At 68.9% G+C, this 13,401-nt stretch carries 14 protein-coding genes and 1 riboswitch; of the genes, 4 read left to right on the top strand and 10 right to left on the bottom strand.

What is annotated here, in order from left to right; all coding sequences use genetic code 11:
• Positions 1–121: 121 nt before the first annotated feature.
• The 5 genes from groL to ACFOY2_RS38490 all read right to left on the bottom strand — a co-directional run bounded on the left by groL (position 122) and on the right by ACFOY2_RS38490 (position 4,880).
• Complete coding sequence (groL, locus tag ACFOY2_RS38510; protein WP_357831954.1) at positions 122–1,747, bottom strand: chaperonin GroEL; 1,626 nt, start codon at positions 1,745–1,747, stop codon at positions 122–124.
• Between the two features lie 372 nt (positions 1,748–2,119).
• Entirely contained in the window at positions 2,120–2,320 is a 201-nt protein-coding gene (locus ACFOY2_RS38505; RefSeq protein WP_357831957.1) for a cold-shock protein, read from the bottom strand.
• Positions 2,321–2,561: 241 nt separating this feature from the next.
• Complete coding sequence (locus tag ACFOY2_RS38500) at positions 2,562–2,837, bottom strand: MoaD/ThiS family protein (RefSeq protein ID WP_379533046.1); 276 nt, start codon at positions 2,835–2,837, stop codon at positions 2,562–2,564.
• Between the two features lie 24 nt (positions 2,838–2,861).
• Positions 2,862–4,091 carry a threonine synthase gene (thrC, locus tag ACFOY2_RS38495; RefSeq protein WP_379533045.1) on the bottom strand — a complete coding sequence of 410 codons (1,230 nt, stop codon included), beginning with the start codon at positions 4,089–4,091 and terminating at the stop codon, positions 2,862–2,864.
• A 13-nt stretch (positions 4,092–4,104) separates the two neighbouring features.
• Positions 4,105–4,246: riboswitch (SAM riboswitch) on the bottom strand.
• Positions 4,247–4,325: 79 nt separating this feature from the next.
• Positions 4,326–4,880: an RNA polymerase sigma factor gene (locus tag ACFOY2_RS38490; protein ID WP_188197597.1), complete on the bottom strand. Its 555-nt coding sequence runs from the start codon at positions 4,878–4,880 to the stop codon at positions 4,326–4,328.
• A gap of 31 nt (positions 4,881–4,911) precedes the next feature.
• Here ACFOY2_RS38490 and ACFOY2_RS38485 point away from each other — a divergent pair, with 31 nt between their 5' ends.
• Positions 4,912–6,360 (top strand): alpha,alpha-trehalose-phosphate synthase (UDP-forming), encoded by a 1,449-nt coding sequence (locus ACFOY2_RS38485; protein ID WP_379533044.1) that lies wholly within the window; start codon positions 4,912–4,914, stop codon positions 6,358–6,360.
• On the opposite strand, the gene ACFOY2_RS38480 is transcribed toward ACFOY2_RS38485, so the two are convergent.
• The 3 genes from ACFOY2_RS38480 to ACFOY2_RS38470 form a co-directional block, all read right to left on the bottom strand.
• Positions 6,357–6,932, bottom strand: a complete 576-nt coding sequence (locus ACFOY2_RS38480) for a hypothetical protein (RefSeq protein WP_379533043.1) — start codon at positions 6,930–6,932, stop codon at positions 6,357–6,359. The genes ACFOY2_RS38485 and ACFOY2_RS38480 overlap by 4 nt on opposite strands.
• A gap of 63 nt (positions 6,933–6,995) precedes the next feature.
• Positions 6,996–7,766, bottom strand: coding sequence for a trehalose-phosphatase (gene otsB, locus ACFOY2_RS38475; protein ID WP_379533042.1), 771 nt, complete (start codon positions 7,764–7,766; stop codon positions 6,996–6,998).
• A gap of 39 nt (positions 7,767–7,805) precedes the next feature.
• On the bottom strand, positions 7,806–8,102 hold the full coding sequence (locus ACFOY2_RS38470; protein ID WP_379533041.1) for a DUF3263 domain-containing protein: 297 nt from the start codon (positions 8,100–8,102) through the stop codon (positions 7,806–7,808).
• Positions 8,103–8,566: 464 nt separating this feature from the next.
• On the opposite strand from ACFOY2_RS38470, the gene ACFOY2_RS38465 reads away from it, so the two are divergent.
• The 3 genes from ACFOY2_RS38465 to ACFOY2_RS38455 are packed head-to-tail and all read left to right on the top strand — an operon-like array spanning position 8,567 to position 11,324.
• On the top strand, positions 8,567–9,709 hold the full coding sequence (locus tag ACFOY2_RS38465; protein WP_379533040.1) for a S8 family serine peptidase: 1,143 nt from the start codon (positions 8,567–8,569) through the stop codon (positions 9,707–9,709).
• Positions 9,710–9,735: 26 nt separating this feature from the next.
• Positions 9,736–10,140, top strand: a complete 405-nt coding sequence (locus ACFOY2_RS38460; RefSeq protein WP_379533039.1) for a Zn-ribbon domain-containing OB-fold protein — start codon at positions 9,736–9,738, stop codon at positions 10,138–10,140.
• A complete protein-coding gene (locus ACFOY2_RS38455) occupies positions 10,137–11,324 on the top strand; it encodes a lipid-transfer protein (RefSeq protein ID WP_379533038.1) in 1,188 nt (395 codons plus the stop codon). The genes ACFOY2_RS38460 and ACFOY2_RS38455 overlap by 4 nt, the downstream gene beginning before the upstream one ends.
• A 39-nt stretch (positions 11,325–11,363) precedes the next feature.
• Here the strand turns inward: ACFOY2_RS38455 and ACFOY2_RS38450 are convergent, their stop codons facing one another.
• Entirely contained in the window at positions 11,364–12,380 is a 1,017-nt protein-coding gene (locus tag ACFOY2_RS38450; RefSeq protein WP_379533037.1) for an ABC transporter ATP-binding protein, read from the bottom strand.
• Positions 12,367–13,401, bottom strand: coding sequence for an ABC transporter ATP-binding protein (locus ACFOY2_RS38445; RefSeq protein WP_379533036.1), 1,035 nt, complete (start codon positions 13,399–13,401; stop codon positions 12,367–12,369). Before ACFOY2_RS38445 ends, ACFOY2_RS38450 begins: the two co-directional genes overlap by 14 nt.

The raw sequence follows: 13,401 nt of genomic DNA, 5'->3' as shown, positions 1-13,401 counted from the left end.
GATCACCACCTTTCCTCACTCCAAGTAGCGGATCAATTATGAAACGTAATGGCTGGGAAACGAAAACAAGAGCGGCCCGGAAAACCCGGGCCGCTCTTGTTATGAACAGCGAAGAAAAGACCTAGAAGTCCATGTCGCCGCCACCCGGCATGGCCGGAGCGGCAGGGGTCTTCTCGGGCTTCTCGGCGATGACGGCCTCGGTGGTGAGGAACAGGGCCGCGATGGAGGCGGCGTTCTGCAGCGCCGAGCGCGTCACCTTGGCCGGGTCGAGGATGCCCGCCTCGAACATGTTGACGTACTCGCCGGTGGCCGCGTTGAGGCCCTCACCCGGGGTGAGGTTGCGCACCCGCTCGACCACGACGCCGCCCTCAAGGCCGGCGTTGACCGCGATCTGCTTGAGCGGCTCCTCCAGCGCCTTGCGCACGATCGCCGCGCCGGTCGCCTCGTCGCCGCCGAGCTCCAGCTTGTCGAACGCCTTGGCGCCCGCCTGCAGCAGCGCCACGCCACCGCCGGGCACGATGCCCTCCTCGACGGCCGCCTTCGCGTTGCGAACGGCGTCCTCGATGCGGTGCTTGCGCTCCTTCAGCTCGACCTCGGTCGCCGCGCCCGCCTTGATGACGGCCACGCCGCCGGCGAGCTTGGCCAGCCGCTCCTGCAGCTTCTCACGGTCGTAGTCGGAGTCGGTGCGCTCGATCTCGGCACGGATCTCGCCGACCCGCCCGGCGATCTGCTCGGCGTCACCGGCGCCGTCCACGATCGTGGTCTCGTCCTTGGTCACCACGACCTTGCGGGCCCGGCCCAGCAGGTCGAGGGTGGCGTTCTCCAGCTTGAGGCCGACCTCCTCGGAGATCACCTGCCCGCCGGCCAGGATCGCGATGTCCTGCAGCATCGCCTTGCGGCGGTCGCCGAAGCCCGGGGCCTTGACGGCCACGGAGCGGAACAGGCCGCGGATCTTGTTGACGACCAGGGTGGCCAGGGCCTCGCCCTCGACGTCCTCGGCGATGATCAGCAGCGGCTTGCCCGACTGGACGACCTTGTCGAGCAGCGGCAGCAGGTCCTTGTTGGCCGAGACCTTGCCGTTGACGATCAGGATGTACGGGTCTTCGAGCACGGCCTCCATGCGGTCGGAGTCGGTCACGAAGTACATCGACGTCATGCCCTTGTCGAAGCGCATGCCCTCGGTGAGCTCGAGCTCGAGGCCGAAGGTGTTGCTCTCCTCGACGGTGATGACGCCTTCCTTGCCGACCTTGTCCATCGCCTCGGCGATGAGCGAGCCGATCTCGGGGTCGGCCGCGGAGATGGAGGCGGTGGAGGCGATCTGCTCCTTGGTCTCCACGTCCTTGGCCAGCTTGGAGAGCTCCTCGCTGACGCGCTCGACGGCGGCCTCGATGCCCTTCTTCAGAGCCATCGGGTTGGCGCCGGCGGCCACGTTGCGCAGACCCTCACGCACCAGCGCCTGGGCGAGCACGGTGGCCGTGGTGGTGCCGTCGCCCGCGACGTCGTCAGTCTTCTTGGCGACTTCCTTGACCAGCTCGGCGCCGATCTTCTCCCACGGGTCCTCGAGCTCGATCTCCTTGGCGATGGACACACCGTCGTTGGTGATCGTGGGAGCGCCCCACTTCTTCTCCAGAACGACGTTGCGGCCCTTGGGGCCCAAGGTCACCTTGACGGCGTCGGCGAGCTGGTTCATACCGCGCTCGAGACCGCGCCGGGCGTCCTCGTCAAACGCGATCATCTTGGCTGCCATAAGGCTAGACCTCCCAGATGCAGGGTGGCTGTCCTGGACCGAGCCGACGCCCGCGACGGCATGGGCCTGCATCTCCGTTCGGCAGGCCCCATCGTCTCGATCCGAGTGTTGGCACTCTGCCGTACAGAGTGCCAACGACTGTTTAGCACTCTACCCTGCCGAGTGCAAGCGACAGCCTGCGGCCCTGGGTGTCCTGGCCCAGGTCAGTACGGCGAACCGCCCCTAATGGGGGTAAACCTCGCAACCTACGGCGGACCACTGGACGCGGCCCACCGCACGACTCGCCGTACCCGGATCGACGAAATGGGAGGTGGCAGGCTCGCACGGACTGCGCTGCCGTGCGATCCGGCCCGGTGCATACCAGCGGTGTTTTCAGACCGCGCGGACGGCCTCCGCCTGCGGCCCCTTCTGGCCCTGCGTGATCTCGAACTCGACGCGCTGCCCCTGTTCGAGAGATCGATACCCGTCCATCAGGATCGCTGAGTAATGGACGAATACATCCTTACCACCGTCTACCGCGATGAAGCCGTAGCCCTTGTCCGCGTTGAACCACTTGACGGTGCCCTGCGCCACTTCCGACTCCTCTTACTGGGCTCACAGATCTCGCCCATTCCTCCGCGAGACCTGTAATCGCATGACTTAACAGAAAATCAGCCAGACGATCGCCCTCGACCATACCTGTGGCACGGGGTTTGGCAACAGAGTCAATCCACAAACTACGTATTTCTACGATCTGAAGGCGGTTCAGGGTTGAAATGGCCTGGAAATGGAGAAGGCGCCCACTAGGGGCGCCTTCTCACGTGTGGTGGTGCACTCAGCCTCCGGCGACCGCCGGGATGATTGAGATCTGAGCGCCCTCAGGGGCGGGAGTGTCGAGTCCTTCGACGAAACGGACGTCCTCTTCCCCAACATAAACGTTGACGAAACGTCGAATCTTGCCCGATTCATCAAGTATTCTCGCGCCGATCCCCGGGTAGTCGGAGTCGAGCTTGGCGAGCACGTCACGAAGAGTCGCGCCCTCGCCACTCACTTCGGCGTTGCCGCCGGTGTACGTACGCAGAATGGTGGGAATCCGCACAGATACGGCCATGGTTTAAGTCGCCTTTCCTGGTTGTCAGACAGTCGCGCGGTACGCGTCGAGAGAGGGCCGGATCACGGCGGTGGGCTTGGCGTCGGCGAGCACGTCGAGCGTCTTGAGCCCGTCGCCGGTGTTGAGCACCACGGTCTCGGCCTCCGGGTCGAGCGCTCCCGTCTCGACGAGCTTCTTGAGCACGCCCACGGTCACCCCGCCGGCGGTCTCGGCGAAGATGCCCTCGGTCGAGGCCAGCAGCTTGATCGCGGCCACGATCTCAGGGTCGGTGACGTCCTCGACGCCCCCTCCCGTGCGCCGGGCGATGTCGAGCACGTACGGGCCGTCGGCCGGGTTGCCGATGGCCAGCGACTTGGCGATGGTGTCGGGCTTGACCGGCTGGACGACGTCGTGTCCCGCCTTGTACGCGGTGGAGACCGGCGAGCAGCCGGCCGCCTGCGCCCCGAAGATCTTGTAGGGGGTGTCCTCGACCAGCCCCAGCGCCACCAGCTCCTTGAAGCCCTTGTCGATCTTCGTGAGCTGCGAGCCGGAGGCGATGGGGATGATGATCTGCTCGGGCAGCCGCCAGCCGAGCTGCTCGGCGATCTCGTACGCGAGCGTCTTGGACCCCTCGGCGTAGTAGGGCCGCAGGTTGACGTTGACGAAGCCCCACTTGTCGCCGAGCGGGTCGCCGATCAGTTCCGAGCAGAACCTGTTGACCTCGTCGTAGGTGCCGTCGATGCCGATCAGCCGGCCGCCGAACACCCGGGCCATGGCGATCTTGGCGTGTTCGAGGTTCGCGGGGATGAACACGCACGCCTCGAGCCCCGCCCGCGCCGCCGCGGCCGTGACCGCGCCCGCGAGATTGCCGGTGGAGGAGCAGGAAAGGGTGTGGAAACCGAAGTTGCGCGCCGCCTCGACGGCCATGGCGACCACGCGGTCCTTGAAGGAGTGGGTGGGGTTGCCCGAGTCGTCCTTCACATGCAGGGACTTGATGCCGAGTGCTCGCCCCAGATTTCCGGCCTTGACCAATTTGGTCCAGCCGGGGTTCATATTGGGCTTACTGATGACGTCGGCGGGCACCGGCAGCAACGACCGGTAGCGCCAGATGTTGGCGGGGCCCGATTCGATGTCCGCGCGGGTCACTTCGCCGAAGGAGTAGGCCGCCTCAAGCGGCCCGAAACACTCCTGACACGCGAAACTGGGGCCGAGGGGGTAACGGGTGCCGCACTCGCGGCAGGACAGAGCGACGGCAGGACCAAAGTCAAGCGGCATGAAGCGAGGCCTTCCCTCATCTTCGCCCGCGGCCACCTTGACCGCGAACCGGAATTGGCACCTTGTCCCGGTCGGCCTCGCCAGGTCGCGAGTCGAAAGCCGGGAGGGTTGCCGGGGCTTCGCAGGGCCGGTCCCTCCACCCCTCTGGATGAGCAATATTCAGTTGTTGAATTGGACTCTACCCGCCCAAGTGACCCAAACGACCATCCGTCTCAGCAGATGAGACGCATAGTCTCAGCGATAGTCCTCCCCGAGCACACCCTGTACGTATTTGCGTGCCTGGTGGATACGCGACTTGGCGGTGCCGAGCGGAATTCCCAGCTGCTCGGCCACCTCGTTGTAGTCGAGCTGGACGATGTCGCGCAGAACCAGCGCCTGAGCCAGGTCGGGTTTGTCGGCCTCCAGCGCCTCCATGGCGTCGAGCAGGTCGAGCCGCGAGCCCGCGATCACACTGACCCGCCGAACGTCGGGCTTCTGCATGGGCAGCTCGTCGGAGGTCTGCTCGGCGGCCCTGCGCTTGAGCGAGCGGTACGTCGTACGCGCGCAGTTGGCCGTGACGATGTGCAGCCAGGTACTGAACCTCGCCCGTCCCTCGAAGCGCCCGATGTTACGCGCCACGGCCAGCAATGTGTCTTGCGAGGCCTCCTCAGCGTCCTGATGATATGGCAGGATTCGGGCGCAGTGACGCATCACATCAGGCTCGATCCGTGCCAGGAGTTCGCCAAGTGCGCGATGATCTCCGGCGGCGGCGGAGCGGGCGAGTTCCTCGGTTAGCTCATCTAGCGCCATAGCTGGGATCCTATGGGCGAAAGGAGCCTCGATGAACAGCGTTCTGGTGGCCTCCAACAGAGGACCTGTCTCCTTCACCGTCTCCGACGACGGCGAACTGACCATGAAACGCGGCGGGGGCGGCCTGGTGTCCGGGTTGTCCGGGGCGACCAAGGACGACGGCGTGCTGTGGGTGTGCGCGGCGCTGTCCGACGGCGACCGCAGCGCCGTGCGCCTGACTCCTGGCGGCCGGATCGACCAGGCCGGCTACGACATCGGCAAGGTGCGGATGCTCGACATCCCGCCCGCCACCTTCCACCGCGCCTACAACGCCGTGGCCAACTCGACCCTGTGGTTCGTCAACCACCTGCTCTACGACATCCCCAACTCGCCCAGCTTCGGCACCCGCTTCGCCCGCGAGTGGGAGTCCTACCGCGACTACAACGGCGCGTTCGCGCTGGCACTGGCCGAGGAGGCCGGCCACGGCGCCCGCGTGATGGTGCAGGACTACCACCTGACGTTGACCCCGGCGATGCTCCGCGCAGAACGGCCCGATCTGCGCATCGCCCATTTCAGCCACACCCCGTGGGCGCCGCCCGAATACTTCTCCCTGCTGCCCGACGCTGTGGCCAGAGAGGTCCTGGAAGGCATTCTGGGAGCCGATCACGCCGGGTTCCTGGCAGACAGGTGGGCCCAGGCGTTCATGGACTGCTGTGAGGCTCTCCTGGGCGCGGAGGCCGACCGCGCCGGGCGCAGCGTCACCCACCAGGGCAGGACGACCCGCATCGGCGTCCACAGCCTGGGCGTCGACGGCGACGCGCTGTGGGAGCGGGCCGTCGAGCCCGACGTCGAGTCGCACATGGCGGCGCTCAGGGAGCAGGTGGGCGAGCGCAGCCTGATCGTCCGCATCGACCGCACCGAGCTGTCGAAGAACATCGTGCGCGGCCTGGTGGCCTACGGCGAGTTCCTCGCCGCCCACCCCGAGTGGCACGGCCGCGTGGTGCACCTGGCCTTCGCCTACCCCAGCAGGCACGACCTGCCCGAATACCGCGAGTACACCGCCATGGTGCAGCGCTGCGCCCAGGAGATCGAGGACACCTACGCCACGGAGGACTGGGATCCGCTGATCCTCAACGTCAACGACGACTATCCGCGCTCGCTGGCCGCCTACAGGATGGCGGATGTCCTGCTGGTCAACCCCATCCGCGACGGCATGAACCTGGTCGCCAAGGAGGGCCCGATCCTGTCGCCGCGATGCGCGCTGGTGTTGTCGCGGGAGGCCGGCGCGGCGGCCGAGCTGGGGCCGCACGCGCTCGTCGTCAACCCCTACGACATCACCGAGACGGCCGACGCCCTGCACGAGGCGCTGGTCATGCCGGAGGACGAACGCAGGATGCGGCGTGACAAGCTGCACGCCGCCGCCACCGCCCTGCCGCCGCAGAAGTGGCTGGCGGCCCAGCTCGACGCTCTGGGGCCCATCGACGAGCAGCAGGCGCTCTAACGCCAGTCGGCGTGCTCGAGCACGCCGGCCAGGCCGGGCGTGTTCCACTGGTCGACGACCAGGATCTTGGTGGTGGGCAGGAACCACTCGCGCTGCACGTAGCGGGACTTCACCGCGCCGCCCGAGTAGGAGACGCAGGTGGCCTTCCACTCGCGGTAGGCGGCCTTGTGCCCGGGGCCGACCTGGCGCAGGCCCTTGACCTTCGCCGCGCCGAGCGTCTGGCCCCACTTGCGGTTGTGCGGGCACAGCTGCACGTCGGTAGCGGGATAGAACGGTTTGGCACCGGTGTAGGGAGAAAAGAGCTCGTTGCCCTCCTTGATGGCCTTCGGGCCGAGCACCCAGAAGCTGTCGCACTCGGCGGTGCCGTAGGCGCCGCCGGGCTTGGCGCACCTGCCGGTGACCACCCGGATCCAGTCGGGGCTGACGCGGCGCACCTCCCACTTGATCGGCAGGTAGAGGGTCAGGCCGCCTCTGAGCTTGAGCGGCTGGGCGGGGGCGGCGTGCGCGGGCAGGGGGGCGGCCAGGAGGGTGATCGCGGCCAGGGCCGCGACGGCGAGGTATCGCTTGGACATGCGACTGACGGTAGGGGGCGCCACTTGCAGATCAGTCGCCAATGGCTGAAAACCGCCGCCCGGTCACGCGGCGCTGATCGCGGAGGCGAGCTCGTCGAGCAACTCCACCACCCCCTCGGGCCCGTCCACCACGAGGTCGGCCAGCTCGGTCAGCGCCGTCACCTCGGCCGAGCCGCTGCACACGGTGACGCCGGGCAGCCCGCAGGCGCGCACGGCCTCGAACGCGGCCAGATCGCCGAGGTCGTCACCGGCGAACAGCACGGACCTGGCGGCCCGCTCGGTCAGGAACAGGCTGAGCGCCTGGCCCTTGTCCATGCCGGGCGGCCGCAGCTCCAGCACGAAGCGCCCCGGCTCGACCACCAGGTCGTGCTTGTCGGCCAGCTTGGCCAGCGGCTCGCGCAACGCGGCCAGCGCGGCCCCGGGGTCGGGGGCGCGTCTGGTGTGCACCGCCACGGCCCGGCCCTTGTCCTCCACCATCACCTCTCGCAGGCCCAGCGAGTCGAGCAGCAGCTGCAGCTCGGCCTCGACCCGCGGCACGCCGGGATGCGGGGGCGGGGCGGAGATCCGGCCGTTCTCCCAGCGTTCGAAGCCGTAGTGGCCGAGGATGACCAGGCCGGGCACGTCGGCCAGGCCCGGCCCGAGCTCCAGCACGGTGGCAGGGGGCCGGCCGGTGACGACGGCCAGCGCGCGGACGCGCGCGCCCAGCCTGGCGAGCACCGCGGGGGCCTTCGGATGGATCACGGCCTCGGCGGGATCGGGCACGATCGGCGACAGCGTGCCGTCGAAGTCGAGCCCGATCACGGCGCCCGCCGGATCATTCAAGATCGCTTTCATTCCAGGGATGTTCCTCACGCGGCTGCCGTACCCAGCCGGTCAGGGACGCATGCCAAACCTTCTGGCCGCTCGGTCGCGCTGGCGGGTGGACCGTAACCTGCGCAGCCGTTTGACCAGCATCGGATCTTGCTCCAGCGCCTCCGGTCTGTCGATCAGCTCGCCGAGCAACTGGTAGTAGCGGGTGGCGGAGAACCCGAAGGCCTCCTTGACGGCCTGCTCCTTCGCGCCCGCGTAGCGCCACCACTGGCGTTCGAAGGCGAGGAGCTCCAGCTCTCGTTCTGTCAGCGGTTGGCGGGACGTCTCCTGGGCATCGTCACCGCTGAGCGGTGCTCCCATGGTGTCCTCCTCGGAAGGGGCGGGCGACGATCGGCACGCCCGCACGCGGCCCGTGGCCATCGTAATGTGCGGAGTGCGGCTGTTCACGGCGGATTGAGAGACGTACAGTCGCGGCGTGGCGGTTCTCGCCTGGACCATCCCGCTCCCTCCTGGCTCACATGTCCGACTTTCACCGACTTCTTTGGACGAAGGCCGCAGATAGGAATTACTCCACGTATCGGCCTGTTTACTGAAGCGTCGGATTGCACCGACCCCCTCGTGTCAGAATGCACGGGCAGATCGGGCGCCCCTCCCCTCCCGTTCGAGGTTGACGTGTACCAACTGTCCGCCGTGCACATCTTCATAATGTCCGCCGGCCCGAGCCCCTGGAGGGCGCGGGTGACGTGCGCCGTGATCGCCCCCACGACCTTCCCCGGCGGGCGGTCGCGCTCGCTCGCGATGGCGCCGTCCCGGGTGCCGGCCCCATGAGGGGGCTCCTCGTGCCCGTGCTGACGGCCGCGTTCGTGCTCGGGCTCGCGCCGACGAGCGCCTCCGACGACGTGGGCGAGGTCGCGCGCGCCGGGCAGTGGCAGCTCGGCGCGATGCGGCTGCCGGAGGCGTGGCGGTCGAGCAAGGGCGAGGGCGTGCTGGTGGCCGTCCTCGACACCGGCGTGAACGGCGACCACCCCGACCTGGAGGGCGCCGTGATCCAGGGGCCCGACCTGACCGGGGCCGCCAGGGGCCCATGGGGGCAGCACGGCACCGCCATGGCCAGCCTGATCGCCGGGCGTGGGCACGGGGCGTCACGCGGCGTCGTCGGGGTGGCGCCCCAGGCCAAGGTCCTGTCCGTACGCGTCACGCTGGAGAACGGCGACCCGCGGCGCGAACAGCGGCGCTCCGGCGGACGCGACGCGCTGGCCAGGGGCATCCGGTATGCGGCCGACCACGGCGCCGACGTCATCAGCATGTCGCTGGGCGGCGGCAGCGGCTCGTGGGAGGGGTCGGCCTCGGAGGAGGAGGCCGTCCAGTACGCCGTCGGCAAGGGCATCGTGCTGGTGGCCTCCTCGGGCAACGACGGCGCCGCGGCCAACAAGAAGAACTTCCCCGCCGCCTACCCGGGCGTGATCGCCGTGGGGGCGGTGGACCAGCGGCTCCAGGTGGCCGGCTTCTCCAACCGGCAGGACTACCTGTCGGTGGTGGCCCCCGGCACGGAGATCGTGACGGCCGACGGCGGCGACTCGTACGTGGTCGGCGACGGCACCAGCTCGGCCGCCGCCATGGTGGCGGGCGTGGCCGCGCTGATCAAGTCGGCGCATCCCGGCATGTCGCCGGCTCACGTGCGCATGGCCATCGAGCTGGGCACCAGGCACCGTCCCTCGGACGGTTACAGCTCCTCCTACGGGCACGGCGTGGCCAACGCGCTGCTCGCCCTGCGGGCGGCGGCGCGCATGGACGTTCCCACGGCATCGGCGCTCGCCCGCCCTGGCCCCTACGTCGGCGGGAGCCGGCCGATGCCCGTTCCCGCGCCCGCGTCCAGGACGCCGGTGGTGGCGGGGTTGCTGCTGCTGATGGCGGGGATGTCGGCGCGGGTGCTCATCATGTACCGGCGGCGCGGGGATTCAACCTAACAAGCGCTTGTGTGATACTCCTGCGTATGACGATGGCGATCGAGGGCTGGTTCGCGCTCGGCGAGGACGGCGTCGCGCTGCTGGGCACCAGGTGCGCGGCCTGCGGCACCGTGTGCTTCCCACCGAGGCGGGACCTCTGCCCCAACCCGCGCTGCGACGGGGACTCGATGGAGGAGGTCACGCTTCCCAGGCGGGGGCGGGTCTGGTCGTACACCAACGCCTGCTACCCGCCGCCGGCGCCGTTCGTGGCGGCGGATCCCTACGTGCCGGTGACACTGGCCGCGGTCGAGCTGGACGAAGTGGGGATCGTGGTACTCGGCCAGGTCAGGGACCTGACGGTGAACGAACTGGAGGTCGGCATGGAACTGGAGCTCACCTCGGGCCCCCTGGCCGACGGGCCGTTGGTGTGGATGTGGAGACCTGTCCAATGAGCGTCGTGGTACTGGGAACGGGCATGCACCCGTGGGGTAAACAGGGACGCCCTTTCCTGGAATACGGCGTGGCCGCGGCCCGCGACGCCCTGCGCGACGCCAGGGTGGCGTGGACGGACGTGCAGTTCGTGGTGGGGGCGGACACGATCAGGAACGGCTATCCGGGTTTCGTCGCCGGCGCCTCCTACGCCCGGGCGCTGGGCTGGTCGGGGGCCAGGGTGGCCTCCTGCTACGCGGCGTGCGCGTCGGGAGCGCAGGCCGTGGACCTCGCGCGTACCCGGATCCTGGCGGGGCTGTGCGACGTGGCCCTCGTGGTCGGCGCGGACTCCACCCCCAAGGGCTTCTTCAAGCCGGTGGGCGGCGACAGGCCGGACGACCCCGACTGGCTCCGCTTCCGCCTCCTCGGCGCCACCAATCCCGCCTATTTCGCCCTGTACGCCCGCCGCCGCATGGCGCTCCACGGCACCACGACCGCCGACTTCGCCGCCGTCAAGGTCAAGAACGCGCTGGCCGGCTCGCTCAACCCGATGGCCCGCTACCGCGAGACCGTCACCGCCGAACAGGTGCTGGCCTCCCCCATGGTGGCCGACCCGCTGCGGCTCATGGACATCTGCGCCACCTCGGACGGCGGCGCGGCGGTGGTGCTGACCTCGGAGTCCTTCGCCCGCCGTCACGGCGCCACGGGCCCCCTGGTACGCCTGGCCGCCGTCTCCACCGTCACCCCGACCTTCCCCAACACGGTCCTGGAGCTGCCGGACTTCGCCACGGACTCCTGCGCCGCCGTCCCGCCGCGGGAAAGGCCGTTCAGGGCGGCGATCGCCCACGCCGCCTACGAGGAGGCCGGGCTCGGGCCGGAGGACGTCTCGCTGGCGGAGGTGTACGACCTGTCCACGGCCCTGGAACTGGACTGGATGGAGGACGTCGGCCTGTGCGCCCCTGGCGAGGCGGACAAGCTCCTGCGCGAGGGCGCCACGGCGCTCGGCGGCCGGCTGCCCGTGAACCCCTCCGGCGGCCTTGCGTCCTTCGGCGAGGCCATCCCCGCCCAGGCGATCGCCCAGCTCTGCGAGCTGACGACCCAGCTGCGGGGCCGTGCGGGAGCCCGCCAGGTGCCGGGCGCCCGCGTCGGCCTGGCCGCCAACCAGGGCCTGTTCGGCCACGGCTCCGCCCTGATCGCCACCACCTGACGCGGGCCCTCCGGAACTCGCCGGAGGGCCCGCCAGGTTTCAGCTCACGTGCACCACGTCGTGCGTCTCCGCGAAGTGACAGGCACTGTCGTGGGTGACGCCCGGCCGGATCTGCAGCAGCGGCTCCTCCTCGGCGCAGATCTCCTGCGCCTTCCAGCACCGCGTACGGAACCGGCAGCCGGAAGGCGGGTTGGCCGGCGAGGGCGGGTCACCCTGGAGGATGATCCGCTCGCGCTGCTCCCGTCCCTCGGGATCGGGCACGGGCACCGCCGACAACAGCGCCTGCGTGTAGGGGTGCGCGGGCTTGTCGTAGATCTCGAGGTCCTTGCCGATCTCCACGAACTTGCCGAGGTACATCACCCCGACCCGGTCGGAGATGTGGCGGACCACCGACAGGTCGTGGGCGATGAAGATGTAGGCCAGGTCGAACTCGTTCTGCAGCCGCTCCAGCAGGTTGATCACCTGGGCCTGGATCGACACGTCCAGCGCCGACACCGGCTCGTCGCACACGATGATCTCGGGCTGGAGCGTCAGCCCACGGGCGATACCGATGCGCTGCCGCTGACCGCCGGAGAACTGGTGCGGGTAGCGGTTGATGTGGTCGGGGTTGAGCCCCACCACCTCCAGCAGCTCCTGCACCTTCTTGCGCCGGCCGCCCTTGGGCGCCACCTCGGTGTGGATCTCGTACGGCTCGCCGATGATGTCGCCGACGGTCATCCGGGGGTTCAGCGAGGTGTACGGGTCCTGCATGACCATCTGGATGTTGCGGCGCATCCGCTTGAGGTCGGCGCCCTTGGCCTTGCCGATGTCCTGGCCGTTGATCAGCACCGACCCCGACGTCGGCCGCTCCAGCGCCATCAGCACCTTGGCGAGCGTGGACTTGCCGCAGCCCGACTCGCCCACGATGCCCAGCGTCTCGCCCTTGTGCAGGTCGAACGAGACGCCGTCGACGGCCTTGATCGCGCCGATCTGCCGCTTGAACAGGATGCCCTGGGTCAGCGGGAAGTGCTTGACCAGATCGCGCACCTCAAGGATGCGCTCGTCACCGCTCGCCATCGAGGACCTCCCTCCAGTAGTGGCAGGCGCTGCTCCGCGTGCCGCTGATCTCGTGGAGCGGCGGCACGTCCGTCACGCAGTCGTCCTGCCGGTACGGGCAGCGCGGGTGGAACGAGCAGCCCGTCGGCAGGTCCAGCAGGTTGGGCGGCAGCCCCTTGATGGCGTACAGGTCCTGGCCCTTGAGGTCGACCCGGGGGATCGACTCCAGCAGGCCCTTCGTGTACGGGTGCGCCGGCCCCTTGTAGATGTCGTGCACGGGGGCGTTCTCGACGATGCGGCCCGCGTACATGACCGCGATCTTGTCGGCCACGTCGGCGACGACGCCCAGGTCGTGCGTGATCAGGATGAGACCCATCTGGCTCTCGCGCTGCAGCTCTGCCAGCAGCTCCATGATCTGGGCCTGGACGGTCACGTCGAGCGCCGTGGTCGGCTCGTCCGCGATCAGCACCTCGGGGTCGAGCGCGATCGACATGGCGATCATGATGCGCTGCCGCATGCCGCCGGAGAACTGGTGCGGATAGTCGTTGATCCGCTGCTTGGCCGCCGGGATGCGGACCCGGTCCATCAGCTCGACGGCCTTCTTCATGGCCTCGGCCTTGGACATGCCCCGGTGCACCCGGAACATCTCGCTGATCTGCCAGCCCACGGTGAAGACCGGGTTGAGCGCCGAGAGCGCGTCCTGGAAGATCATCGCGATCCGCTGGCCGCGCACCTGCGTACGGGCCTCTTCGGAAAGCTTGAGCAGATCGGTGCCCTTGAAGCGGATCTGCCCCTTGGGGATGACCGCGGGCGGCATGTCGAGGATGCCCATGATCGCCTGAGCGGTCACGGACTTGCCCGAACCCGACTCACCCAGCACCGCCAGCGTCTCGCCGGGGTTGACCGTGTAGCTCACGCCGTTCACGGCCCGCACGATGCCCGCGCGGGTGCGGAACTCCACGTGCAGCTCCTCGACCGCCAGCAGCGGGTGTTCGCCCTGCCCTCCCTCGGCGGGCAACACGTTTGCCGACGTCTTGTTCAC

The organism is Nonomuraea purpurea (assembly GCF_042650645.1).
Taxonomy (GTDB): Bacteria; Actinomycetota; Actinomycetes; order Streptosporangiales; family Streptosporangiaceae; genus Nonomuraea; species Nonomuraea purpurea.
This window is presented reverse-complemented; position numbering and strand designations above follow the sequence as displayed.

Excerpts from the sequence above, each read along its gene's own strand:
- groL (WP_357831954.1), bottom strand. The coding sequence starts at position 1,747 with ATGGCAGCCAAGATGATCGCGTTTGACGAGGACGCCCGGCGCGGTCTC.
- ACFOY2_RS38500 (WP_379533046.1), bottom strand. The coding sequence starts at position 2,837 with ATGGCCGTATCTGTGCGGATTCCCACCATTCTGCGTACGTACACCGGC.
- thrC (WP_379533045.1), bottom strand. The coding sequence starts at position 4,091 with ATGCCGCTTGACTTTGGTCCTGCCGTCGCTCTGTCCTGCCGCGAGTGC.
- ACFOY2_RS38490 (WP_188197597.1), bottom strand. The coding sequence starts at position 4,880 with ATGGCGCTAGATGAGCTAACCGAGGAACTCGCCCGCTCCGCCGCCGCC.
- ACFOY2_RS38485 (WP_379533044.1), top strand. The coding sequence starts at position 4,912 with ATGAACAGCGTTCTGGTGGCCTCCAACAGAGGACCTGTCTCCTTCACC.
- ACFOY2_RS38480 (WP_379533043.1), bottom strand. The coding sequence starts at position 6,932 with ATGTCCAAGCGATACCTCGCCGTCGCGGCCCTGGCCGCGATCACCCTC.
- otsB (WP_379533042.1), bottom strand. The coding sequence starts at position 7,766 with ATGAAAGCGATCTTGAATGATCCGGCGGGCGCCGTGATCGGGCTCGAC.
- ACFOY2_RS38470 (WP_379533041.1), bottom strand. The coding sequence starts at position 8,102 with ATGGGAGCACCGCTCAGCGGTGACGATGCCCAGGAGACGTCCCGCCAA.
- ACFOY2_RS38465 (WP_379533040.1), top strand. The coding sequence starts at position 8,567 with ATGAGGGGGCTCCTCGTGCCCGTGCTGACGGCCGCGTTCGTGCTCGGG.
- ACFOY2_RS38460 (WP_379533039.1), top strand. The coding sequence starts at position 9,736 with ATGACGATGGCGATCGAGGGCTGGTTCGCGCTCGGCGAGGACGGCGTC.
- ACFOY2_RS38455 (WP_379533038.1), top strand. The coding sequence starts at position 10,137 with ATGAGCGTCGTGGTACTGGGAACGGGCATGCACCCGTGGGGTAAACAG.
- ACFOY2_RS38450 (WP_379533037.1), bottom strand. The coding sequence starts at position 12,380 with ATGGCGAGCGGTGACGAGCGCATCCTTGAGGTGCGCGATCTGGTCAAG.